This window comes from Campylobacter corcagiensis (genome assembly GCF_013201645.1).
Lineage (GTDB): Bacteria > Campylobacterota > Campylobacteria > Campylobacterales > Campylobacteraceae > Campylobacter_B > Campylobacter_B corcagiensis.
Genome location: NZ_CP053842.1, coordinates 1,381,669 through 1,408,027, shown reverse-complemented (window position 1 = coordinate 1,408,027; position 26,359 = coordinate 1,381,669). Strand labels below are relative to the sequence as shown.

Below are 26,359 nucleotides of genomic sequence, written 5' to 3'. Positions count from 1 at the left end.
TATTTCTATATCTGTCTGCTTTGATTTTTGCAAATTTTTAGAAACTCTTCAAATTTATCACCATCATTTTTCATATCGTCATAAATGTCAGCTGGAATTTCATTATCTTTACTTAAAAAATTTAAAAATACCTTACCGTCTTTATTTATTAAAATAAGCTCTTTGTCATCCGAAATTTTCTCACTATATATCACATCAATAGAGTTATTTTGAGATGTTGGTGAGTCATTTTTTAAATCACTTGTTTCTGTTATGATTTTATCTTCATCGTAGATGGGTTGAGCTTCATATTTATCATCTTGTTCGTCATTTTCATCTTGAAAATTCTCAAACATATTAAATTCTTTTTTGTTTTTCTCTTTTTTTATTATTTTTATAATAACAAAAACTATAGCTAGGATTATGGTAATTGCTATTATCCAAAAGAGTGTTTTTATTATGCTAAAATTGCTACTTTTATCTACATTTTTTGGCTCTAGTGGTAAAGATGATGTGATAGAGCTATCTGTAAAACTTATATTAAGAGTTAACTCATCGATCAAAGTTGCTGCTGCTTGAAGGTTTTTACTTCCTTTTACAGAGATTACAGCTCCATCTTTGCTATTTTCTATAACAAGATCGCTTATTATAGGTGAGCCGATTTGATTTGTAAATTTATCATCGCTGTGAGTTCCTTTTAGGGTGAATTTAACTCCATTTTTGCTATTTTCTTGTAAAATTTCTGCATTAAATTTAGAATCAAACGAAAGCCTTAGTTCAATACTAGCACCTTTATCTATGATGTCGTAGTTTAAAAGAGTGGTTGCATTTATTGTGCTAACAAAAAATAGAATAACTGCTAAAATTTTTTTCATCTCAATCCTTAAAAATTTCATCTATCTCTTTTAAAAGTTCGCCCACACTCAAATTTCCACAAAGCTTAACTATAGAAGTTCCAACAATTGCCCCATCAGCGTAGCTTTTAGTTAGTTTTACATCATCATTTGTTCTAATCCCAAAGCCAACTGCAACTGGCAAATTTGTAGCGTTTTTAATATCGCCTACCATGTGTTTAAGCCTATTTATCGGCGTTTGTTTGCCACCAGTTACGCCGATTGACCCAACTGCGTAGATAAATCCGCTTGATTTTTCTAAAAGTTTAGGAAGTCTATACTCTGATGTAACGCTAATTAGTGGAATTAAACTAAGTCCGTGATTTTTACAAATTTCAAATAATTTATCACTTTCTTCACAAGGTAGATCTGGCACTATAAGACCGCTTATGCCAACCTCTTTTGCCTTTTTTACAAAACTCTCAAGCCCATATGAAAAAACTAAATTATAATAAACCAAAAAAACTAAGCATTTATTAGTTTTACACTCTTTTAGCATCTTAAAAACATCATCAGTTGTAACGCCGTTTTGACACGCCTTAAAACTAGCATCAAATATCACCTTTCCATCAGCTAGTGGGTCGGTGTATGGAATGCCGATTTCTAGGATATCAAGAGAGCATTTATCAAGGTTATTAATTAACTCTTTTGTGTAGTTTAAGTCTGGATATCCACCAACTATGTAGCCGATATTTGCCTTTTTGCCGTTTTTTAACTTCTCATCAAAAGCTTTTTTTATCTTATCCATAAATTTTTCCTTTTTGATAGTTCATAACTGTGTCCATATCTTTATCCCCGCGCCCTGAAATATTTACAACAATGGTTGATTTTTCTTCTAAAGTTGGACAAAGTTTTTCTAAATAAGCCAAAGCGTGAGCACTCTCAATGGCTGGAATTATCCCTTCTTTTTGTGAGAGTAATTTCAAGGCATTTATGCACTCATCATCGCTTACTGGAAAATATGAGGCTTTTTTGGTTTTAAAAAGATGAGAGTGCTCAGGTCCAATTCCAGGATAATCAAGCCCCGCAGAGATGCTATGAACTGGTAAAATTCTACCATATCTGTCTTGCAAAACGATAGTTTTCATGCCATGTAAAATTCCCTCTTTTCCATTTGTTAGCGTTGCTGCGTGATAAGGTGTATCAGCTCCTAGCCCACCAGCTTCAACGCCTATTAAATTAACATTTTCATCATCTAAAAATGGAAAAAACATTCCCATTGCATTACTTCCACCACCAACACAAGCGATGATATAATCAGCCTTTATGCCCTTTTGTTGAAGTTGGGCTTTGGTTTCATCGCCTATTATTCTTTGAAAATCCCTAACCATTTTTGGATATGGATGAGGTCCTACAACTGAGCCAATGACATAAAAAACGCTTTCTATCTCATTAACCCACGCTTGAATTGCAGCTGTGGTTGCCTCTTTTAAGGTTTTTAAGCCCTCACTAATCTCAATAACATTTGCACCCAAAAGCTTCATTCTAAATTTATTTAACTCTTGTCTTTTTGCATCAACTTCGCCCATATAAACATCGCACTCAAGTCCTAAAAGTGCCGCAGCTGTGGCTGTTGCAACGCCGTGCTGTCCAGCACCAGTTTCAGCGATAACCTTTTTTTTACCCATTTTTTTTGCTAGTAGGGTTTGTGCTAGGGCGTTATTTATTTTATGAGCACCTGTGTGGTTTAAATCCTCTCTTTTTAGATAAATTTCATGTTTATAATGTTTGCTTAAATTTTTTGCATGATAAAGCGGTGTTGGGCGACCAACATACTCTTTTAAAAGATAGTTTAACTCATCTTTAAATTCTTTTGATTTTGCTATATTTTCATATGCTTTTTCTAGTTCTTCTACCGCAAACATCGCAGTTTCAGGGATAAACTGACCACCAAATTCTCCAAAATATGCTTTTTTATTCATCACTTACCTTTTGTTTTTTGTAGATTATATATAAATTTATTTAATTTTAAGCTAATACGCACCACTTTCGTCCCAAAATTTACAATTATGCCTGATTGAGTGGCTATTTTTTTCAACATATGGCTTTGGCTCTTGAAAAATTAAAATATTTTCTAAATTTGGCTGATACTTTACAAAATCTGTTTTTGAAATATCTTTTAAATTTATGAAATTTTTAACCATATTATTAGCTAAATTTAGTTGATTTTTATCAAGCCTAGTTGCTAAAAGTCCGCCACCATGAAAATTTGGAAAAATATAAGGAAGTTCTAAAGTGTGAGCTGCTTTTAAATCAAAACTAACTTTTTCTAAATAGCTTGGTGCGGTAATATCGTTAAATTCATATGCATAAACAGGCATAAATTTACTAATTAAATCATTTATTTTTTTGCCACTGCAAGCAAACATTAAAGAAGTTTGAATTTTTGCGTAGGCATCGGCTGGGTCTTTTTTTATCTCATCTTTAAAAAACTCTTTTGTTTTTTTGGCTAAATTTGGCTGTAAATAGCCATTTAATGCTTCATTAAAGCTTTTTTGATCCATCGGTTTTTTAGATAAATTTTCCATTATCGCTGTAAAAAATCTTCCCTCATCTCTTGTGTTTCCATTTACAAAAGTAACGCGGTTAAACTCCCCATTTTCAAGCATATCAGCAGGGTGATATGGAAAAAACTCTTTATCAATCACAGGCATATTAATTTGATATTTAAATGAGTTTTTAAGGATTTCATCACTGCTTAAGCTTTTTAGACATTTTAAATCTTTACAACCTTTAAATTTACTAAACTCTGCACCGATATTTTGTGCAACTTCCAAAGGATACGGCGTTCCAAATGCAGGATATCTTCCAACCAAAGCAGCCCCACTCATTGAAATTGCGTGGTTAAATTTACCTTTACTAAGTGGAGATATAAGGTGCGAAATCACACTTACGCCACCTGAGCTTTCGCCAAAAATAGTGATATTATCTTTATCGCCGCCAAAATTTTCAATATTTTCTTTTATCCATTCTAAGGCTTTTAACTGGTCATAAAGACCAAAATTTGTGCTATTTTTAAGTTCTGGATGAGCAAAAAATCCAAACATTCCAAGGCGGTAATTAATACTTACTAAAACAGCGTCATTTTTAGCAAATTTAGAGCCATCATAGTCGCTATTTCGCTCAACCCAAAGGCTTCCACCATGGATCCAAACCATCACAGGTTTTTTAGCGTTTTTATTTAAATTATCTTTTTTTACATAGATATTTAAATTAAGACAGTCCTCATTTCCACCAGCTACTGCAAAGTCACCCAAATCAGCATTTTGTGGGCAAAAATTTCCAAATTCTTGTGCTAAAATTTTACCTTTTAGTTTTAAATTTTGTGGCTTTTCCCATCTTAAATCTCCAACTGGAGCTTTTGCGTATGGAATGCCTAAAAACTGAGCAATTTCTGTGTTTTCATAATCCTTATAAACGCCATAAATTTCAGCATTTTTAAGATTTACCTTTGGCATACTTGCAAAACTAAAACCTAAAATCATTAATAAAATTAAAAACACTCTCATAAAATTCTCCTTTTATTTATAGTTATTTTCTTTTAAAACTTTTAAAATTTCAGCTATTAAATTTGGGTCTTTTATGTCGTTATTATCTTCAACGCAGCTATTTATATCTATGACTTTTGGTTTGTATGAAGCAGCTTTTAAAGCGTTTTGAACTCCTATGCCACCAGCTAAAATAAAGCTAAATGGCTTTAAACCTTTTAAAATTTTCCAGTTAAAAGATACTCCATTTCCGCCTAAATTTTTACCTTTACAATCAAATAAGGCAAAGTCAAAATTATCATAATTTAAATTTGGAATTTTATCTAAAACGCTAAAAACTCTCCAAACTTCAACGCCGTGCTTTTTTAAATTTTTATATAAATTTTGGCTATAATCTCCATAAATTTGAGCAGCGTTTAGTTTGGACACGGTGCAGTATTTTAAAATTTCACTTTCATTTAAATTTGCAAAAACACCAACGCATTTTTTGTTAAAACTAGATGCTAGGCTTGAAATTTCAAGGGCCGTTTCTAAGCTAACTTTTCTAATAGACTCAGCAAAAATCAAGCCTAGATAATCAATGTCTAAATTTATGATGCTTTTTGCCTCATCTACGCTTTTTATTCCACAAATTTTAACTTCTATTTTCAAATTTTAATCCAAATTTAGCTTTTTAAACTCTTATAGTTTTTATAAAACTCCCAAACTTTTCCGCTATTAATCGCTTCTAAAATTATCTCTTTTGCATCCATCGGGCTTTTTACTTTATTAGCACAATACATTCCAAACATCGCATTTAAGATAACTATATCAAATTTTGCCCCACTTATATCACCTTTTAAAGTTGCTTCTAAAATTTTGCCATTTTCCTCTCCAGTTCCACCCTCAACATCTTTGTGGAATGCCCTTTTAAAGCCAAATTGCTCAGGTGTGATTTTGTATTCTAAAATTTTGCCATCTTTTACTTCATGTATTAAAGTTTCATCGCAAATTGTTATCTCATCCATTCCATCCATTCCATGCACAACAAGTGCGTGTTTTCTGCCTAAATGCATCAAAGTTTCAGCCATTAAGCTATTTACTTCTTCTAAGTAATTTCCAGCAAGTTGATATGAAAGGCTTAAATTTGGATTTAAAAGTGGCCCAAGCATGTTAAATACAGTTCCGATTTTTAAGCGATCGCGAACTTCTTTAACCTCAGCTGTTATTTTGTGAAAAAGCGGTGCATGAAAAAAGGCCAAATTTGTTTTTTCTATTAAGGCTTCATTTTCTTCTATGCTTGATGAAAAAGGAATTTTCAAAGCCGAAAGGGCATCGCTACTTCCGCTTTTGCTAGTGATTGCTCTATTTCCATGTTTTGCTACTTTTACGCCAAGTGCTGCTAGGATAAAAGCTGTTGTTGTTGAGATATTTATAGTTTTTAGTTTATCGCCACCAGTTCCAACGATGTCAAAATACTCATTTGGATTATTATAAGTTACTGAATATTTTAAAATATTCTTAACAAAAGCCGCTAAACTATCTGGATAAAGGCTTTTTTCGCTGATTAAAACTAAAAGTCCCCCAAGCTGGACAATGTCATAATTTTTATCATTGATTGCCTTGCAAATAACCTCATAATCGCTACTATCAAGCGGATAACCTTTTTGTAACTTCGTCATAAATGGCGATAAATCTTGCATATTTTTCTCCTTAAATTTTGGTTTGTTGTTTAAATTTATAAAATTTTCTATTATTTTTTTGCCATATTGTGTAAAAAAACTTTCTGGATGAAACTGCACTCCAAAAATAGGCTTTGTTTTATGTGAAATTGCCATTACAACACCGTCGCAAACGCCATTTATCTCAAGTTCGTCTGAGATTTCATCAGCATAAAGTGAGTGATAACGCATAACTTCAAACTCTTTTGGAAGTCCTTTTAAAATTTCACTTTCTTTTGTAATTTTAAATTTTGAAATTTTGCCGTGAAATGGCGTTTCAAGGCGTTTTATTTTAGAGTTAAAATTTAAAGCAATTGCTTGATGACCAAGGCAAACTCCTAAAATCGGCACTCCCAAATCAGCCTTTAAAATTTCTAGGCAAATTCCACTATCTTTTGGGTGTTTTGGACCTGGACTTAAGATGATGTGAGTTGGATTTAGGGCTTTTATCTCATCAAGCGTTATTTTATCATTTCTCACACAAAGCGTTTTTTCACTACTCATCTGCTCAATGTAAGAAATTATATTATAAACAAAACTATCATAATTATCTATTACTAAAATCATTTTTTACCTTTAAATTTGGCTTTTTTCTTGGCAAAGCTCTTTTATAACCTTAAAGCAGGAATTTCTTTTATTTTGGATTTCTAAATACTCATTTTCTTTTAAGCTATCATAAACTATTCCAGCACCAGCTCCGATATAAATTTTACTATTTTTATCATCAGGAACAAAAATAGCCGATCTAATCAAAATCGCCATTTGCACGTCTGTATTAAAGTGCCAAAATCCAATCCCCCCGCCATAAATTCCCCTTTGTGAAATTTCAAGTTCATTTATGATCTGCATCGCACGAATTTTTGGCGTTCCACTTAGTGTTCCAGCTGGAAAAATCGTCTTTATCGTATCAAAAGCACTAATGCCTTCTTTTTTCTTTCCATAAACTTCGCTTATTATATGCATCACGCTTTCGTAAAATACAACTTCAAGTGGCTTTGCGACGCGAACTGATGAGGCGTGGCTAAATTTTGCGATATCATTTCTTGCTAAGTCAATTAGCATTTTATGTTCGGCTAGCTCTTTTTCATCGCTTAAAAGTTCGTTTTTTAGGGCGGCATCAGCGTTTGCATCAACGCCTCTTTTTCTAGTTCCTGCAATTGGAGCGATGAAAATTTCGCTATTTTTTATACTCATCACAAGCTCAGGCGATGAGCCAACAACTACGCCGTATTTGGTTGGGAAGTGAAACATATAAGGGCTTGGGTTGTTTGCTTTTAGCTTTTCGTAAAAGTCAAATGAGTCTAAATTTGATGAAATTTGTAAAATTTCACCCAGCACAACCTGAAAAATGTCGCCATTTTTAAGATAATTTTTAGCTTTTTCAACCATTTCATAAAAATGCTTTTTCTCATCATCTAAATTTGTTAAAACCTCATAAAACAGCTCATTTTTTAGCTTTTTTTTATCTTGATTTTGCGGTGATAGGTTTTTTAAATTTTCATAAATTTTATAATTTTCTCCATAAAATGAGTAAATTTTACTAAATTTATCAAAATGTAGATAGTTTTTTGCATTTGCGTAGTAAAAATTTGGAAATTTATATAAAGATTTTTTTGGAGTTCCTAAATTTTCAAATTTATAAACGCTCTCATACGCAGTAACGCCAAAAATTCCTGCGAAATTTGGAGAGTTTTTTAAGGCGTTATGTTTTGCATTTTCAAAAAAGTTAGCTAAATTTGAGATATCTTCACTTTCAAAATATTCACAATCAATACCTATAATAACTTGCTTTTCATCCTCAGCCAAATAACTATTTGGATAGTTTTTTAAAATATTTTTATAGTAAAATAACGGTTTTTCTAAAAGCATAAAAATCCTAAAAATAAAATTTGCCTATTATACCAAAAAAACTTTTGCTTACATTTAACTCAAATTTGATACAATTTTTAATTATTTTATTTTGTGGAATTTTGGTTATGGAAATTTTTATAGATATTGTTGGATTTTTGGTTTTTGGAACGGTTGTTGGGATAATTTCAGGTTTTTTTGGCATCGGCGGTGGAAGTGTTGTCGTTCCAAGTATGATTTTTTTGGGTTATGATATAAAAACCGCCGTTGGCGTTTCGGTTGTGCAGATGCTATTTAGTTCTATTTTTGGGTCGTATTTAAACTACAAAGCTGGAAAACTTCGTATAAATGAGGGCATTTTTATAAGTTTTGGTGGGTTTGTTGGGGCTATTTTTAGTGGATTTATCGTCTCAAATGTAAGTGAGATAGTTTTAGAAATTTTCTTGTCTTTTGTGCTTTTTGTATCAATTTTAAAATTTTTCTTTGCCCCTGAAAAAGCTAAAAAAGAGATCAACTCAAAGCCACTTTTGTTTTTAGTTGGGCTATTTATCGGAGCTTTTGCAGTTAGCACAGGCGTTGGCGGGGCTGTTTTTTTAACGCCGATTTTGGTTGGATTTATGGGATTTGATATCAAAAAAGCCATTTCTATGGGGCTGTTTTTTGTGGTTTTTTCATCAATTTCAGGTTTTGTTAGTATGTCACTAAATAATCTTATAAATTTTAAATACGGCGTGATGCTTGGCTTTGGCTCACTTTTAGGCGTGTATTTTGGGATAAAATTAAGCCATAAATCTAGCAAAAAACTACAAAAAAACCTACTTTTAGCACTTTATACTTTGATGCTTTTATTTATGATTAAGAAAATTTTTGTGTTATAATAATAAATTTAAAATTTAGCAAAAAAGTAGAAATTTAGGGAAATAAAAATGAATGATTTTATAGAAATTTATGGTGCAAGAGAGAATAATTTAAAAAATTTAAACTTAAAAATTCCAAAGAATAAATTTGTGGTTTTTACAGGACTTAGTGGAAGTGGAAAAAGCACTTTAGCCTTTGATACTTTGTATGCTGAGGGTCAAAGGCGTTATATGGAAAGCTTAAGTTCATACGCAAGGCAGTTTTTAGACAGAGCTGCAAAGCCTGATGTTGATAAGATAAATGGGCTTACTCCAGCCATTGCAATCGATCAAAAGACAACTTCTAAAAACCCAAGATCAACCGTTGGAACGATAACTGAGATATATGATTATTTAAGGCTTTTGTTTGCAAGAGTTGGAGTTCAGCACTGCCATAAATGTGGCAAAAAAATATCAAAAATGAGTGCAAGTGATATCATAAATGAGATTTTAAAGCTTCCAAATGAGACGAAAATCATCATCTCATCACCAATCGCAAGAGAGAAAAAAGGCACCTTTGTTGATGAGCTTGAAAGTTTAAAAAACAAAGGCTTTATAAGAGCAAAAATTGACGGCGTTATGGTAAGACTTGATGAAGAGATAAGCTTATCAAAGACTAAAAAGCACACCATTTTTGCGGTGGTTGATAGAGTTGTGGTAAGTGATGATAACAAAGAAAGAATCGCCTCTGATGTGGAAAAAGCACTAAATTTAAGTTATGGCGAACTTGAAGTTGAGATAATGAATGCTAATGAAGTTGGACTAAATGAGACAAATATCCATTATAGCGAGCATATGGCTTGTTTTGATTGTAAAATTTCATTTATTCCACTTGAGCCACTTACTTTTAGTTTTAACTCAGTTAAAGGAGCGTGTGAGGAGTGTGATGGGCTAGGAGTTAGATATACAATCGACATAGATAAAATCACAAATGACCAAAATAGCGTCCAAAAAGGTGCGATTAAGCTTTTATATGGATTTAATAAAAGCTATTATCATAAATTTATGATCGCATTTTGTGAGCAAAATGATATACCAACAAATGTGCCTTATGGAGAGCTTGATGAGAGCGATAAAAAGCTTATTTTATATGGAAATAGCAAGGAGATTAAATTTACATGGAAAAGACACGCACTTACTCGCAGGTTTGAAGGGGCGTTAAAATATGTCTATGAAATGCTTAAAAACGAGAGTGATTTTGAGGATTTTATGACAGAGAGGATTTGTCCAAACTGCAAAGGTCACAGGCTAAAACCTCAAAGCCTAGCTGTAAAAGTGGCTGGGAAAAATATGGCCGATATCATAGATATGAGTATTGAAAACTGCGTTAAATTTTTTAATGATGAGATAAATTTTAACTATTTTAGCGACCAGCAAAAAGAGATAGCAAAGCCTATTTTAAAAGAGATTAGAGAAAGGCTTATGTTTTTAAATAATGTCGGTCTTGGATATTTAAGCCTAGGGCGAGATAGTAGGACGATAAGTGGTGGAGAGGCTCAAAGGATACGAATCGCATCGCAGATTGGAAGTGGGTTAAGTGGGGTTATGTATGTGCTTGATGAACCAAGTATTGGACTTCATGAAAGAGATACTTTAAAGCTAATTAAAACTCTTGATGAGTTAAGAGATAAGGGAAATACCCTAATCGTTGTCGAACATGATAAAAAAACGATTGAAAATGCGGATTTTGTGGTAGATATCGGACCAAAAGCTGGAAAAGATGGTGGATATGTGGTTTTTGCAGGAGATGTTAAAACTCTTTTAAAAAGCGAGACCCAAACGGCAAAATATCTAAATGGCGTAAAAAAAATCAACCATCAAAAAAATAGAAAACAAGAGCTTTGGCTAAGTTTAAAAAATGTAACGATAAATAATATCTCAAATTTAAACGCTAAATTTCCACTTCAAAACTTAGTTTGCATAACAGGAGTAAGCGGAAGTGGGAAAAGCTCTTTACTTTTACAAACCCTTTTACCAGCAGCACTTGAAGAGTTAAATCACGCAAGAAAAGTAAGAACCTTAAAAGGCGTTAAAATAGAAGGGCTTGAAAATTTAGATAAGGTAATCTACCTTGATCAAAGCCCAATAGGAAGAACTCCTAGAAGTAATCCTGCAACTTATACAGGGGCGATGGATGAGATAAGAAATTTGTTTGCCCAGACTAAAGAAGCAAAAGCAAGAGGCTATAAAATAGGGCGTTTTAGCTTTAATGTAAAAGGTGGAAGGTGCGAAAAATGCAGCGGCGATGGCGTTATAAAGATAGAAATGCACTTTTTACCAGATGTCACTGTTGAGTGCGATACATGTCATGGCTCTCGCTATAACGACCAAACTTTGGAAATTTTATATAAAGGAAAAAATATCGCTCAGGTTTTAGCGATGAGCGTGGATGAAGCTTTGGAGTTTTTTAAAGCTGTGCCAAAGATAAAATCAAAACTTCAAACTATGCAAGATGTGGGGCTTGGATATGTGACTTTGGGGCAAAATGCTACGACTTTAAGTGGTGGTGAAGCCCAAAGAGTAAAACTTGCAAAAGAGCTAAGTAAGGCTGATACTGGAAAGACGCTTTATATCTTAGATGAGCCAACTACTGGGCTTCATTTTGCTGATGTTGATAAGCTAGTGCAGGTTTTGGGGCATTTGGTGGATTTAGGAAACTCAGTTTTTGTGATAGAGCACAATATGGACATCATAAAAAATGCTGATTATATCATAGATATGGGACCAGATGGCGGAAGTAAAGGCGGTGAAATCATCGCTACTGGAAGCCCAAAAGAGTTGGCTAAAAACTATAAAAAAACAGGATCATATACAGGTGAGTTTTTGGTTAGTGAGTTAAAGGAGATGAACAAAGCAAAATGAGAGTTTTTTTAATAGATGCTGAAAATGTAAATATTGAGTTTTTTATTAAAAGCAGAGAATTTAAAAAAAGCGATAAATTTTACATCGTAGTATACAATAGCCTTAAATTTAGTATAGATGTGCTTAAATTCTTACAAGATAGAGAGTTTTTTGTTTACGAGTTTAAAAATCCAAGCGAAAACTACGCTGATAAAATCATCTTTACTATTTTAGGCTATATAATGAATGACCCTAAATTTAGCCACTTTTATATAGTTAGCAATGATCATATTTTTGTAAATTTGGGCTTTACAGAGCGTCTATTTGGTAAAAAAGTAGAAAATATAAAATTTTCAAATTCCACAAGTTTAGTAGCTACAAAAAGCTCTTTTGAGCCTAAAAAGGCTGAGCCAAATATAGATGAAATTTATAAAAACAACATTGAAGATATTGAAATTTTAAGGCAGTCTTATCCTAAAAACGATGAATTTCACAATGCTTTAGTGAAGCTTTTTGGCATGGATATAGGCAAAAATCTTTATAAAATTTCAAAAAATACAACCAAAGATAAAAACGAAATTTTCTATCAAAAAAATAGAGCAAAAATAGATGAAATCTTAAAACAAAATAACAACTTAAAAGATACACATAATGCTTTAGTTAAGGAATTTGGAGAAGTTGGAAAAGAGCTTTATAATTATTTAAAAAATTCCAAAGTTTTTTTAAAATCTTAAGAATGCTACTAAATTTATGGTATAAATTATTAAAGGACAGATATGAAAACATTAACAATCATCGATACATTTGGATTTTTTTTCAGGCTTTACTACGCTATGAGTGGGCTAAGAACTAGAGATGGAAAACCAAGCGGCATGGTTCATGGTTTTGCAAATTTTATAGATAGTTTAAAGAGTGAACTTGAGAGCGATTATATAATATTTGCACTTGATAGCAAAGGTAAAACTTTTAGAAGCCAAATCGATCCAAACTATAAAATGAATCGCCAAACACCGCCACCTGCTCTTTTAGAGCAGCTTCCAGTATGTATTGATATGATAAAACAAATGGAACTTTGTGCAGTTGAAAAAGAGGGCTATGAAGCTGATGATATCATCGCAAGCTTGGTAAAAAACTATAAAGACAAGTTTGAAATCAGAATCGTCACTCACGATAAAGATCTCTACCAACTAATCTCAGAAAATGTGAGCATCTACTCACCAGCCAAAAAAGAGCTGTATGACAAAGATGGCTGCTTTGAAAAATATGGCGTTTATCCTGAGCAAATTCGCGATTTTCTAGCCATAGTTGGAGATAGTGCTGATAACATTCCAGGTGTTAAAGGTATCGGTGAAAAAGGGGCTAAAAAGCTTTTAGATGAGTTTGGAAATTTAGAACAAATTTATGAAAATTTAGACAAAATCTTAAATAATAGAACAAAATCAATGCTAATTGATGGTAAAGATAGTGCATTTTTAAGCAAAAAGCTTACAACCCTTTATGAATATTTAGAAATTCCTAAGCTAGATGGAGCTAAATTTCCAGATAAAAACCCACTTCTAAAAATAACTCAAACCCTAAAAGATTACAATCTCTCTAGGCTTTTAGCTTCGCTTAATGTTACTAGCCAAAACAGTGAGCTAAATTTTGAGCCTATTTTGGTTAATGATGATGAAAAACTGCTTGAAATTTTAAAAAACATTGACAGTAAAACTCTCATAGCTTTTGATACCGAAACCACAGGAATTGATAGCAAAACAGCTAAAATCGTTGGTTTTTCATTTTGTTTTGATAAAAGCAGATCTTATTACGCTCCGATAAATCACTCTTTTTTAGGCGTTAGTAAGCAAATTTCACCCAAAGTTGCCAAAGAAGCAATTGAGAAAATTTTTAGCACAAAGCTAGTTGGTCACAATCTTAAGTATGACTTTGCTATCGTAAAAAACAGCTTTGATATAAACCCACCTAAAATTTACGCTGATACGATGATAATGGCATGGCTACTAGATCCGCAAAGTAGCGTTGGTATGGATAATCTAGCAAATAGACTTTATGGGTATAAAACCATTAAATTTGAAAATATTGTTAAAAAAAGTGAAACATTTGCTAGCGTAAATTTTGAAAATGCCACCAAATACGCTAGCGAAGATGCTTGGATAACACTTAGATTTTATCACACGCTATCAAATGTGCTTGATCCAGAAATCTTAAAGCTTGGATTTAATCTTGAGTTTCCATTCATAAAAGTTCTTCTTGATATGGAAAGCGAAGGCATTGGCATGGATATAAACGCTCTTAAAAACCTTAGCCAAAGGCTTGATTTAGAGATAAAACAGCTTACTAATGAAATTTATGATCTAAGTGGCGAAAGATTTAACATAAACTCGCCAAAACAGCTTGGCGAAGTGCTTTTTGATAAACTAAATTTACCATCTAAGAAAAAGACAAAAACTGGATATTCTACAAATGAAACGGTACTAAATGAGCTTATAGATGCCCACCCAGTTATTACTAAAATTTTAGATTATAGAGAGGTTTATAAGCTTAAAAGCACATATGCTGATCCGCTTTTAAAGCTAGCTATGCAGGATAAAAACAGCAGAGTTTATACAAATTTTTTACAAACAGGCACCGCAACAGGAAGACTATCTAGTAAAAACCCAAACCTTCAAAATATCCCCGCAAGAGGAAGACTTGCTGATGATGTAAGAGCGTGTTTTGTCTCAAGAGAGGGTTTTAGTTTCATATCGCTTGATTATTCTCAAATAGAACTTAGACTCTTAGCTCACTTTAGCAAAGATCCAGCACTTTTAAAGGCCTTTAAAGATGGTGCTGATATCCACGAAAGAACGGCTATTTCTATATTTGGAAGCAGTGATAAAGATAAAAGAGCAATCGCAAAAAGCATAAATTTTGGACTTATTTATGGAATGGGTTCTACTAAATTAGCTAGTGAACTTCAAATTTCAAGAAACGAAGCAAAAGACTATATAGATAGATATTTTAAAGCTTTTACTACCATAAAAGAGTTTTTGAATAGCTTAAAAGATGAAGCAAAATCCAAAGGTTATGCTACTACTTTGTTTGGTAGGCGCCGTCTTTTTGACTTTGCAAACGCTACTCCTATGCAGTATGCTGCTTATGAAAGAGAGGCGGTAAATACTAAATTTCAAGGCTCAGCCGCTGATATAATCAAAAAAGCCATGCTTGAAATTTCACCACTTTTAGATGAAGATAGACATCTCTTACTTCAAATTCACGATGAGCTTATTTTTGAGGTAAAAGATGAATTTGTGGATAGTTTTGTTAAGCTAGCTAAGGAGAAAATGGAAAATGTCGTAAAGCTAAATGTCCCACTTATAGCATCTGTATCTACAGCAAAAAATTGGGCAAATTTAAAGGGCTAATCTCTCTTAAAGCTAAAGATTTCTAAAATTTAGTTAAGAAGTATAAAATAATTTATAAGAATTTAGTTAAGATGGATACCCACCTTAACTAAATTTAACTACATGCAGCTATTTACAGCATCTTTTAAATTTGTAACATTACCATTTTCATCAGTATTAAGAACTCTTTCACAACACTTTGTCTCTGGCACTGTTTTGCATCCAGTTTCGTCACATTTATCTACATAAAGACCTGTGGCTTTACAGTTTTCCCATATATAAACATCTCTGTTTAACGCATCTTTTTCTATTTTAGTAGGTGATCCCCAAGCCTGTATTATCTTATCTATATGAAGAGTTGGAGTTTTTGGTTTTTCTATTTGGGCAGGAGCTGTTTGCGTAGGTTCTTGTGTAGGCTCTTGTTGTTGACCAACGGTTTTGCCTACATTCCAGTTAGATACACCACAACCACTTATTGCCATAGCTATAAATACCGATATTAGCACTCTAAATTTAATCATACAATCCCCTTAAAAATTTAATAACGCCAAAGTATATCAAAAAATAGTTGTATTAAAGCTGAAAATTGTTATTATGTATATTTTGTGTTTTAAACTTCTTTTGTGATAATAAATTACTAAAATCCACTACAAATTAAAATTTACTATAACTTTTAAAATTTTAAGAAAAATACTGTGCTTTAGACATGAAATATAAAAATTTATTAGAAATCATTTTTTAAATTTCATATAATATCAACCGCCTAATTATCATTACATAACTCTTTTTCTTAAAATTTTATAAATCCACTTATAGATAAATTTTTATACCTTAAGTAAGAATTTAGCAACATTTTATCTTTTAAAAGGTATAATTCTACGTAAAAAACTTTTAAAAGGATAAAAATTATGAACAAAGCCTATAGGCATGTCTACAAAGAGGGTATCGGCTGGGTAGCTATCGCTGAAAATAGCTCATGTGTGAGTTCAAGTAAAGGCAGCGGAACAGTTACGGCTAGAAGTAAAGTTGAGGTTTTAAAAAACTTCTTTGATTTAAGAAATTCTATCGTTTTAAACAACGGTTTTTTACTAAAAGGGTTATTTGTCGCTACATTTTTTTGCGGCGGATTTGTAAATTTAAATGCAGCTGATACGAGTTATGTTTTAGATAAAAATCCAAATTTTTATCTATTAGATAAAGATACGGGTGGATACTATACACTAGACGATAATGGAAATAGAATTAATCATTCAGGTGAAAAAATAACTCAAGCAAAAGACGGAAAGTACTATTTATCCACCAATGTGGATAGTAATGGAAATTTAAATGGTTTAACTTGGAATAATAACAATAAAATTTGGACAAAAACTGTTGTGATTGAAAATAATTTTGGTGATTTAGCTGGTGGTGGCAATCTTTTAGATCATATAGATGAAAATGGTATAGTTAAAGTCTCTAATGAAAAAGGATTTTCAAACTACATTATTCCTGAAGGGACTCTTACGATTGGTGGTCATACTCTTACCATTGATGAGTTAAAAAAGTTAGATAAATACGCAATAGAAAATGATTACTATACTTCAAGTGCTACTCTTGATAAATATAAACCAAACTATTCTACTTTTGTTAAAGGTGTTTGGTATGATTTAACTAACGAACATGTGATTAAAGGGGAAGATGGTAAATATTATATAAAAAATAATGATAATAAACAATTATATTTAGCTGTAAGAGATTCTCCTATTGGGGAAAGGTTAGGGTTTTATAGGGCAGAAGATATTAAGGGATATAACAAAGAAAACCCTAATGATAAAAGCACTTGGCAAACTCAAGATATAAATGGTATTAAGGTATACTATGCTAACAGTGATAAATATAGAGCTGGTGAATTTAAGAAGGCCGCTGGTGGAAAAGGTTCAGATTTCACTTTTGAACCAAAGACTCCAACTTCTGAGAGTAGTTATGTAGATGCGGATGTTGATCGTATACACTTATTGGCTCCAAATACAACTCAAACCACAACCCCTATGTATCTAGGAAATGTTAAAAGGGGTATTTATCAAAACGACGCTGTAAATTTAGACCAACTTAGAGATTTTCTAGGCGGAAAAGGAGATGTTGATGGTATAAATGCCGATGCTAGTAAAAACGAGATAGCACAAGGAAAAATAGTCTATGATGACAAAGGCAACATATTAAATATAAACAACTCAGGCAAAAAAAATATAGTTGATTATGTGGATTTTAAGGCTTCAAAAGGAGCTTCTTATGTCTCTATAAGTTCAACCGAAGATGGCAATATAAATAGCGACGCAGCTATAGGAGAAAACTCTATAGCCATCGGACCAAATGCTAAAGAGTATACTTCTTTAAATCCTGATAAACAGAAAAATAATTCAAACAATGTAGCTCTTGGTTCTGGTTCTACTATCGGTGATAGCGATAAAGAAAAGCAAGATAAATATACCATTTCGAACTCTGTTGCCATTGGTTCTGGTACAACTGTAAAATTTGAAGGCGATGCTAAAGATATAGGTTTTGATAATGATGATCCTAAAAATATAACTATTGGATTATTTGACAATGCTACTGCCTTAGGAGCTAACTCAAAAGCTTCTCATGCAGGTGCTACCGCTCTTGGCGGAAAGTCAGTAGCCTCTGCTAAAGGAAGCGTGGCACTTGGCTTAGACTCAGTGGCTGATAGAGGTTCGTTAAATGGGCTTGATTTTGATAGTGGTCTAAAAAAAGATGCCTTGCTTGGTCTTGAAAAAAACAACGCTGGGTATGACAATATAAAAGCTACTCTCCAAAACACAGAAGGTGCTGTGTCTGTTGGAGGAAGCTACTATAAGGCAACTTACCATAAAGAAGCTCAGTTTTACTATATAATTGGTGATGATGGGGAAACAGAAATATTAAGTGATGAATTTGGTAATCCATCTAAGTTTATCGGGGGCGAATTAGTAAAATTAGAACTTGATAAAGACGGCAATCCTACAAATGGTAGTTTTCAGGATCTTCTTGGTCAAGATTTGACTACAGGCGTGAAACCCAAAAAATCAGATGTTACTCGCCAAATCACAAATGTCGCAGCTGGTAGCAAAGACTCAGACGCAGTCAATGTCGCTCAACTAAAAGCCGTCCAATCACAAGGCTTTTACACTCAAGCAAATTTGACAGATGCTACTGCTACTAAAGTAACAGACAACAAAGTTCATCACAATCTAGGTGGCATTGTAAAAGTAGTCGGAGATTCAACTGAAACAAATTTAGAAAATTTAAGTGGTGAAAATTTATCTACTTCAATAAAAAGTGACGGAAGTATAAATTTACTTATGAGTAAAGCTCCAAAATTTGATGAAGTAAAAGTGGGTGCAACTAATCCTATAGCTATCAAAAAAGATGGAGATAATCTTAAATTTGAAGGCACTAATGGCGGAAAAGTAAATTTAACTAACATTAATGATATTAGTCTTGAAGGTCATGAATCTCTAATAGCAACGCTTAATAAAATAGGCACAGGTGGCTCAACAGCTTCAGACATAAAATACTTCTCAGTAAATTCAACTGAAGCTGGTAATAAAGACAATAAAGGAGCTACAGCTACAAACTCCATCGCCATTGGGCCAAATGCACAAGCTAAAAATGAAAATACCATATCTATAGGAAATAGTGCTGGAAAAGACACTGAAGATAAACTAGGTAGCTCTATTTTCATAGGTGAAAATGCTGGTCAAAATCTAAAAGGTTATCAAAATGTTAATATGTCATATCCTAAGCCTGGTATGAATTCAGCAGGAGCTATAGCTATAGGTAAAAATTCAGGTAGAAATTCTCTCGGAGATAGAAATTTATTTTTAGGTGCAAGCTCAGGAGCAAAACATACAGGTTCTCAAAATATCTTCATAGGTGATGGAGCTAAACCAATAGGGAAAGAATTTACTGACAATAGAACAGAGAGCTATAAGCCTGACGAAATGGCAACTTATGGCAATAGAAACATCATCATAGGAAACCAGCACATTACTTCAAGTGATCTTTTTCCAAAAGATGGTGGTAACTATATAGATGACACTATCTCTATAGGAACACTATCAAAAGCAACTGGCCAAAAAGGCATAGCTATAGGTTCTACTAATGTCAATAACCACCATGGTGCTCAAGCATTTGGAGAGTCATCTATAGCTATAGGTTCTGCATTTGGAACTAATTATTCTGGTGCTAAGTCATTAGGAGATCAATCAGTGGCTATAGGTGCAGGTTCTTTATCTAATGAAAAAAGCTCTATCGCTATAGGAGCAGGGGCAGAAGCAACCAAAAATGGCTCTATTGCTCTTGGTGCAAATTCTACTGCTAGTAGAGGTCAATTAACAAGTGAAGATAAAAACGATGTTTATCTATATGACGACGAAGATGTTGCAAATACCGTAAGAACAACAGCAGGTGCTGTTTCTGTTGGTGTAGATAATGGAACAACAAAAGATAGGCGTACTGATAAATCAAAACCTGTGTATAACACTAAACGCCAAATCACAAATGTCGCAGCAGGTAGCGAGGACTCAGATGCGGTCAATGTCGCTCAGCTTAAAGCTGCTGCGGGTTTTATGCCAGAGCTATTAAAACTCTTAGGGGTAACTGATAAAAAATATGATGAAAAAAGTGGTGATGTATGGGATGATAATTCCTACAATGCGCAAAAAAAAGAAAAAATCTCTATAGATCCAGATGGAAAACTTACTAAATTAACACTTGGCGAAATGCCAACAGAAGAAGAGATTGAGAATGGTCCAGATGATGGCGTTAAGGTTGATTACAAAAAATCATCTCCATTTGATTCTATTAAAACGGCTGCTAAACCTGACGGTGATACAGCACCTAAAACACTATTTACCACTATAAACGATGCGATCGGCGCTATAAACGAGGGTTTTTATACACAAGCAAATTTATCAACATCTGAAGCTCTTGCTGCTAGTGTGAAGGATAGTAAAGTTAAACACTATCTTGGCTCAACTATAAAAGTGGGTGGAGATTATAAAGTTCCAGTAGGTAAAAAAGCAAGTGATCTCTTAAGCGGTGAAAATTTAGCTACTTCTATAGATGAAAATGGCAATATAAATTTACTAATGGCAAAAACCCCTAAATTCAATGATATCTCTATATCTGAAAATGGCGATGGAACAGGTGATTATGTAAATTTAACTAACTGGCTTAAAAATATTGAAAATAAAGCAGGTAGTGGTTCGGATATAAAATACTTCTCTGTAAAATCAAATGAAGTTGGAAATAAAAATAACAATGGAGCTAGCGGTATAGACTCAATAGCCATCGGACCAAATGCTAAAGCAACTGCTCAAAATGTAGTTTCTATCGGAGAAAGTGCTGGTTCTGGGGTATTGAGTAATCATGCTGGTGGTTCAGTATTTATTGGAAAAAGGGCTGGTTTTGGATCAAGTATTATAGACCCACAAGGTGCTAAAAACTGGGGAAGTGTTTATATCGGTCAAGATGCAGGAGCTAATGCAAAAGGAGATGGAAACTTATATCTTGGATCAAACACAGGATATAAACACCAAGGTTCTCAAAATATTTTCTTAGGTGATGCTGCTAGAAATTTAAAAGATGACGAGTTTTTTGGTGATGAAGATCTATACACTAAAGGCAATAGAAATATAGCAATAGGAACACAATATATACATAATCTTGATAAGATTGAAAAATCAAAAGGAACAATTAATGATGTGATAACCATAGGAACTGGTGCTAGAGCAAATGCTAATAATGGTATAGCAATAGGTTCTGGAGTGGAATATGAACAAATAAATGAAAATGATATAGACTACATAGGTACTGCCGCTGTTGCTGAAAACTCTATCGCAATAGGCAGTGCAGTTATAACAAAAAAAGGTTCAAACAATAGTGTTTCTTTTGGTTATAAAAGTGCAGTAGAAGAAAATATGGCTGATGCAGTTGCCCTTGGTTCATACTCTGTAGCTAATAGAGGTGCTTTAAACACTCCAGAACTACAAAAAGGAGTTTTTTTAGGTGGTGATTCTGTGGTTTATAGAACCGCACAAAATACAAAAGGTGCGATATCGGTTGGTTTTAATGATGGTAAGTTTGGTTCAGATAACTTTAATCGTCAAATCACAAATGTAGCAGCTGGTACAAAAAACGAAGATGCAGTAAATGTCGCTCAACTTAAAGCTGTCGTTCATAGTGTCGCTTCGGTTACAGGTGTGCCAGAAATTGAAGATGGCGTTTTAGGAATGCGTGAATTTGATTTTCTAAAAAATCAAATAGGTGTTACATCAAAAGTACCACTTGGGAGTGCTATAGATATTCTTGCTGGACAAGTCTTTTTAGATAAAGATAGGTTAGATGGCTTTGACACAAATGGTTTATTTAGCGTTTCCAATAATGGCAGCGATAAACAAGCTATAAAGCCAAATGGAGAAGTTAAATTTGCAGGTGATGACAATATTGCTTTAAGCGTTGTACAAGATGGTGAAAAAGGTGCAAAAGTATCTTACTCTCTAAATAGTGAACTTAAAAATATCACTAAAATTAAAAATGGCAATGATGAATTTACATTTGATAAAGGTAAAGATACTAGTGTAGTTAAAAAATCAGATCTTAATAACTATGTAACTTCTGGTCAAGACAAAACAGCTAAAGTTGCAGTAAAAGGGAAAGGTTTAAGTATTACAAATGATTCAGCCACAGAAAAAATCTCTCCAACTTATACACTGTCTTTAAATGAAGATGAAGTTAAAGAAATAGCTGGCACTAAAGACCTTGATAGGACAATAGAAGGTATTAATACAAATCTAGGTAAAAAAGCTGACTTGGATGCTGGAAATTTAAAAGATGCTGATGTTACTAGTTGGAAAAATAAACTTGGCGTTTCTGATTTAGATACCACTATAAACAACTTTAAAGATAAAGGTATGTTTAAAGTATCTACAAATGGTAGTAATCCTGTTGATATTAAAGCAGGAGATATTGTAGATTTTACAGCTGGTAATTCATTAGGCGATGAAAATTTAGTAGTTTCACATAATGGTGCAAAAATTAACTATACTCTAAATAGTGAACTTAAAAACATCAAATCTATAGGTGGAGAAGGCAAAACAATCACATTTAAACAAGAAGGTGTAGATTTTGGTGGTTCATCATTAAAAAATATTGCGCCAGGTCAAGGTGATAACGATGCTGTAACCAAAGCTCAACTAGATAATGCAATACGTAATCCACAAAATGTCGTAAAAGTTGATTCAAATTCACCTTTAGCATTTGTTCTGAAAGATGAAGATGGAAATTATAAACAACTTTTCAGAAAAGAAGATCCTACTGATCATAAAATGAAATTCTTTGATGGCAAAGAAGATACCGCAAAAGCAATTACAGATGGAAACGGAAACTTTACAGCAGATAGTGGAATGGGAGAAAGAAAAATAAAAGAAGATGAAATCATCATCTCTACTATAGATCCTAGAAATGGTACAGTTGCTGGATCGACAAAAATACAAAATGTAAAAAATGGAACAATAGATACAAATAGTCTAGAAGCCATCAATGGTTCCCAACTACACGCTTTAAATAGCAAAATAGCTGAAATTTTAGGTGGTGATTCGAAAGTGGATAAAGATGGAAATTTACAAAACCCAACTTATAAAATCACAAATCAAGATGGCACAACAAAAGATGCAGCAACCATAGGTGATGCTATAAAAGAGTTAAATTCATTTAATAATAGCTTAGCAACAAAAGGTTTATTTACTGTTTCAGACAAAGAAGATTCTAAACAGGCAATAAAACCAAATTATGATGTTAAATTTTTAGCTGGAGATAATCTAACAACCAAAGTTGAAGCAAACGGAGATAAAGGTGCTAAAATAACTTACTCTCTAAATAAAGCTTTAACTGGCATCGAAAGCATCACAGGTGATAAAAATGCAAATGGTGGTAAGGGGCTTATAGTTAAAAATGATGGCGGAAAGGAATTTACTTTTGGTGATGGCAATAAAGATAGTGATGTTATCACTAAAAGCCAACTTAATAAAGTTAAAGATGGTAATGACGAAAATACCAAAGAAATCAAGAAAGTTCTAGGTGTAAGCGATGATCCAACTGCAAATGATTCAGTTATTATAAAAGATGGTAAGCTTGCTAAAAAAGATCCTAGTAACACAACCAAAGAAATTTCTCCATTTACAGGCATAGAGACAGTTAAGCTTGATAATAATGGTAAACCAACTATAGGTAGTGATGGCAAACCTGAAACTACAACAACATCTAATGAGCCAAAAACATATCTTGAAGCTGTAAATGATCTAGCTGCTGCTATAAATAAAGGCTTCTATACTGAAGGAAATTTAACAGCTACTGGTGCAACAGATACTAGAGTTAATCACAAACTTGGTTCAACTATAAAAATAGGTGGTACTTCAAATGAAGAATTAGCAAATTTAAGTGGTGAAAATCTAGCTACTTCTATAAATAAAGATGGAAGTATAAATTTACTAATGGCAAAAACCCCAAGATTTGATGGAATAACAATCGGTGGAGAAGAAGGAAAACCAGAAACTGGTATAAAAATCACTCAAGGTAAAGATGGTCAAGACGGTGAAGATGGAAATACACTTAAATTTACTGGTAAAGATCAAAATAAAGGTGTAACATTAAAAGGTATTGATGGCATCAATGGAAAAGATGGAAAAGATCTACTAGCATCATCAAGTGATGATATAAGAAAAGTTCTAGGTGTAAGCGATGATCCAACTGCAAATGATGCAGTTATTATAAAAGATGGCAAACTTGCTAAAAAAGATCCTAGTAACACAACCAAAGAAATTTCTCCATTTACAGGTATAGAGACAGTTAAGCTTGATAATAATGGTAAACCAACTATAGGCAGTGATGGCAAACCTGAAACTACAACAACATCTAATGAGCCAAAAACATATCTTGAAGCTGTAAATGATCTAGCTGCTGCTATAAATAAAGGCTTCTATACTGAAGGAAATTTAACAGCTACTGGTGCAACAGATACTAGAGTTAATCACAAACTTGGTTCAACTATAAAAATAGGTGGTACTTCAAATGAGAAATTAGCAAATTTAAGTGGTGAAAATCTAGCTACTTCTATAAATAAAGATGGAAGTATAAATTTACTAATGGCAAAAACCCCAAGATTTGATGGAATAACAATCGGTGGAGAAGAAGGAAAACCAGAAACTGGTATAAAAATCACTCAAGGTAAAGATGGTCAAGACGGTGAAGATGGAAATACACTTAAATTTACTGGTAAAGATCAAAATAAAGGTGTAACATTAAAAGGTATTGATGATATTAAACTTCCATCAGTAGAAAGTGGTAAACCAGATTCATCTTTAGTTGAAAGACTTGCAAAGCTTGAAAACAATACAGGATCTTCAGCTGTTGGTAAAATCAAATTTGCAGCAGATGATGAACAGACAACACAACTTAAAGATAACACACTTACCATAAATGGTGATGGTAAAAATATCAAAACTTCAGTAGATGGTGATGGTATCGTAAAAATATCACTTAATGATAAAATATCTTTCGGTGGTGAAGGTTTGGATTCAAAAATCACACTTGATAAAGATGGTTTAAAAATTACAAATTCAGATGGTACAACTGGTCCTAGCGTAACAAAAGATGGCATCAATGGTGGCAATAAAAAACTTACAAATTTAGCAAGTGGATTGGGTGATAAAACACTAGATGATATCAAAAAAGCAATTAAAGAAGCTGAAAATGATCAGTCTAAAATGCCTACTGAAGCAAGTAATGCTGCAACTATTGGTGATTTAGCTAGTGTTGATAGTAAAGTCACAAATATCACAAATATATCAAATAATATCAACAACATTATAGGTGGAAATCCAAAAGATAAAGATGGAAACCCAATAAAAAATAAAAAGGGTAATGATATTAAATTTGTTGATAATAATGGTGAGTTAACTGATGATGGAAAAGAAGCCCTAACTACAAACGCAGCTTCAGGTCAAGATGAAGTTAAAAATACTAACATTATTCAAGCTATCAATAATATTAACAAGCAAGGAACAAAATTCTTCCATGTTAATAGTAAAGAAAAACCAGTTGGTCAAATAGAAAAACCAAAAGATCCAAACGATTCAAGTGCTGGATCATATGGCGGTATAGCAGTTGGTATGAAAGCAGAAGTTGGAGATAATGCTAAACATGCTATCGCTATAGGAACTGGTGCTCAGGCCCTAGCTGAAAATACTATATCGATAGGATATGGCAACATAGTCAGGGGTAAAAACTCAGGTGCTATAGGTGATCCAAGCATAATAGATTCTAGTGATTCTTACTCGGTTGGTAATAACAATAAAATGAAAGACTCGGCTACTTCTAATAACTTTATCTTAGGAAACAATGCTGAGATTACATCATCAAACTCTGTTGCATTAGGCGAGGGTACAAAAGTTACTGTTGATGGTGGTGTAGCTCTTGGTTCTGGTTCAGCTTCTAATAGAGAAGTTGGTAAAATATCAGGATATGACATAAGTACGAATGCGGCATCCACAAAAACAGATCCTACTTGGTTGGCAACTGCTGGTGCAGTAGCTGTTGGTGGAACAGATGATAAAGGAAAAGTTATTACTCGTCAAATCACAGGTGTAGCTGCAGGTTTAGAAGATTCTGATGCGGTCAACGTCGCTCAACTTAAAGCTGTTCAACAAATCAGTCAAAGTGCTCAATGGATAAGTGCAAATAATGAAAGTAACTTACCAAAATCAGAAGCAGGAAAAGGCAATGTAAAAGGCTATACAGGTAGTAACTCAGTAGCTATAGGGCCAGGATCAACTACTCATATAGGTACCACACAAGATGGTAAACCTCTATATAGAGAAAACACAGTCTCAGTTGGTGGAGTAACCAAAGATGAGAGAGGTAATGCAGTTCTAACCCAAAGAACTATAAGCAATGTAGCAGATCCAGTATTTAAAAATGATGCTGTAAATTTAGGATATTTAAACAATCGTCTAGGCGATGTTTACAACAAACTTGGCGAGTATAAAAAAGATGCAAGTGCTGGAACAGCATCTGCTATGGCTATAGGAAATATACCGCAATCAACAATTCCTGGAAAAGGCATGATAAGTTTAGGCAGTGGCTTCTATGATGGGGAGTCTGCTATGGCTATAGGCTTATCAAAAATGAGCGATGATGGCAAGTGGGTATTTAAAGGAAGTGCAAGTTATGACTCACAAGAAAAGGCTGGAGCTGCACTATCAGTGGGCTACCATTTCTAAAAAAGGGCTTTTAAGC

At 33.3% G+C, this 26,359-nt stretch carries 13 protein-coding genes; 5 read left to right on the top strand and 8 right to left on the bottom strand.

Annotated features, from left to right (window positions below):
* Positions 1-5: 5 nt before the first annotated feature.
* The 7 genes from CCORG_RS07210 to CCORG_RS07180 are packed head-to-tail and all read right to left on the bottom strand — an operon-like array spanning position 6 to position 7,929.
* Positions 6-854, bottom strand: coding sequence for a hypothetical protein (locus CCORG_RS07210; RefSeq protein ID WP_152534255.1), 849 nt, complete (start codon positions 852-854; stop codon positions 6-8).
* Position 855: 1 nt separating this feature from the next.
* On the bottom strand, positions 856-1,620 hold the full coding sequence (gene trpA, locus CCORG_RS07205) for a tryptophan synthase subunit alpha (protein WP_025802821.1): 765 nt from the start codon (positions 1,618-1,620) through the stop codon (positions 856-858).
* On the bottom strand, positions 1,613-2,794 hold the full coding sequence (gene trpB, locus CCORG_RS07200; RefSeq protein ID WP_025802823.1) for a tryptophan synthase subunit beta: 1,182 nt from the start codon (positions 2,792-2,794) through the stop codon (positions 1,613-1,615). Before trpB ends, trpA begins: the two co-directional genes overlap by 8 nt.
* Positions 2,795-2,845: 51 nt before the next feature.
* Complete coding sequence (locus tag CCORG_RS07195; RefSeq protein ID WP_025802825.1) at positions 2,846-4,381, bottom strand: carboxylesterase/lipase family protein; 1,536 nt, start codon at positions 4,379-4,381, stop codon at positions 2,846-2,848.
* A 12-nt stretch (positions 4,382-4,393) separates the two neighbouring features.
* Positions 4,394-5,011: a phosphoribosylanthranilate isomerase gene (locus CCORG_RS07190; protein WP_025802826.1), complete on the bottom strand. Its 618-nt coding sequence runs from the start codon at positions 5,009-5,011 to the stop codon at positions 4,394-4,396.
* Between the two features lie 14 nt (positions 5,012-5,025).
* Positions 5,026-6,627, bottom strand: coding sequence for an anthranilate phosphoribosyltransferase (gene trpD, locus CCORG_RS07185; RefSeq protein WP_025802828.1), 1,602 nt, complete (start codon positions 6,625-6,627; stop codon positions 5,026-5,028).
* A 9-nt stretch (positions 6,628-6,636) separates the two neighbouring features.
* Complete coding sequence (locus CCORG_RS07180) at positions 6,637-7,929, bottom strand: anthranilate synthase component I family protein (protein WP_025802830.1); 1,293 nt, start codon at positions 7,927-7,929, stop codon at positions 6,637-6,639.
* A gap of 107 nt (positions 7,930-8,036) precedes the next feature.
* Between CCORG_RS07180 and CCORG_RS07175 the strand changes: the two genes are divergently transcribed.
* Genes CCORG_RS07175 through polA form a run of 4 tightly spaced genes read left to right on the top strand, consistent with a single transcriptional unit; the run spans position 8,037 to position 15,049 of the window.
* Positions 8,037-8,786, top strand: coding sequence for a sulfite exporter TauE/SafE family protein (locus CCORG_RS07175; protein WP_034971425.1), 750 nt, complete (start codon positions 8,037-8,039; stop codon positions 8,784-8,786).
* A gap of 48 nt (positions 8,787-8,834) precedes the next feature.
* Positions 8,835-11,666 carry an excinuclease ABC subunit UvrA gene (gene uvrA / locus CCORG_RS07170; RefSeq protein WP_025802834.1) on the top strand — a complete coding sequence of 944 codons (2,832 nt, stop codon included), beginning with the start codon at positions 8,835-8,837 and terminating at the stop codon, positions 11,664-11,666.
* Positions 11,663-12,379 carry a hypothetical protein gene (locus tag CCORG_RS07165; protein ID WP_025802836.1) on the top strand — a complete coding sequence of 239 codons (717 nt, stop codon included), beginning with the start codon at positions 11,663-11,665 and terminating at the stop codon, positions 12,377-12,379. Before uvrA ends, CCORG_RS07165 begins: the two co-directional genes overlap by 4 nt.
* 42 nt (positions 12,380-12,421) lie before the next feature.
* Positions 12,422-15,049 (top strand): DNA polymerase I, encoded by a 2,628-nt coding sequence (gene polA, locus CCORG_RS07160; protein WP_025802838.1) that lies wholly within the window; start codon positions 12,422-12,424, stop codon positions 15,047-15,049.
* A 98-nt stretch (positions 15,050-15,147) separates the two neighbouring features.
* Here polA and CCORG_RS07155 read toward each other — a convergent pair whose 3' ends face one another.
* Complete coding sequence (locus CCORG_RS07155) at positions 15,148-15,549, bottom strand: hypothetical protein (RefSeq protein ID WP_025802840.1); 402 nt, start codon at positions 15,547-15,549, stop codon at positions 15,148-15,150.
* Between the two features lie 387 nt (positions 15,550-15,936).
* Between CCORG_RS07155 and CCORG_RS07150 the strand changes: the two genes are divergently transcribed.
* Entirely contained in the window at positions 15,937-26,343 is a 10,407-nt protein-coding gene (locus tag CCORG_RS07150) for a YadA-like family protein (RefSeq protein ID WP_172658569.1), read from the top strand.
* Positions 26,344-26,359: the final 16 nt, after the last annotated feature.

Bases quoted from the DNA above. Each gene is read 5' to 3' on its own strand.
- trpD (WP_025802828.1), bottom strand. From the start codon at position 6,627: ATGATTTTAGTAATAGATAATTATGATAGTTTTGTTTATAATATAATT.
- trpA (WP_025802821.1), bottom strand. From the start codon at position 1,620: ATGGATAAGATAAAAAAAGCTTTTGATGAGAAGTTAAAAAACGGCAAA.
- CCORG_RS07180 (WP_025802830.1), bottom strand. From the start codon at position 7,929: ATGCTTTTAGAAAAACCGTTATTTTACTATAAAAATATTTTAAAAAAC.
- CCORG_RS07150 (WP_172658569.1), top strand. From the start codon at position 15,937: ATGAACAAAGCCTATAGGCATGTCTACAAAGAGGGTATCGGCTGGGTA.
- trpB (WP_025802823.1), bottom strand. From the start codon at position 2,794: ATGAATAAAAAAGCATATTTTGGAGAATTTGGTGGTCAGTTTATCCCT.
- uvrA (WP_025802834.1), top strand. From the start codon at position 8,835: ATGAATGATTTTATAGAAATTTATGGTGCAAGAGAGAATAATTTAAAA.
- CCORG_RS07165 (WP_025802836.1), top strand. From the start codon at position 11,663: ATGAGAGTTTTTTTAATAGATGCTGAAAATGTAAATATTGAGTTTTTT.
- CCORG_RS07210 (WP_152534255.1), bottom strand. From the start codon at position 854: ATGAAAAAAATTTTAGCAGTTATTCTATTTTTTGTTAGCACAATAAAT.
- polA (WP_025802838.1), top strand. From the start codon at position 12,422: ATGAAAACATTAACAATCATCGATACATTTGGATTTTTTTTCAGGCTT.
- CCORG_RS07175 (WP_034971425.1), top strand. From the start codon at position 8,037: ATGGAAATTTTTATAGATATTGTTGGATTTTTGGTTTTTGGAACGGTT.
- CCORG_RS07195 (WP_025802825.1), bottom strand. From the start codon at position 4,381: ATGAGAGTGTTTTTAATTTTATTAATGATTTTAGGTTTTAGTTTTGCA.
- CCORG_RS07155 (WP_025802840.1), bottom strand. From the start codon at position 15,549: ATGATTAAATTTAGAGTGCTAATATCGGTATTTATAGCTATGGCAATA.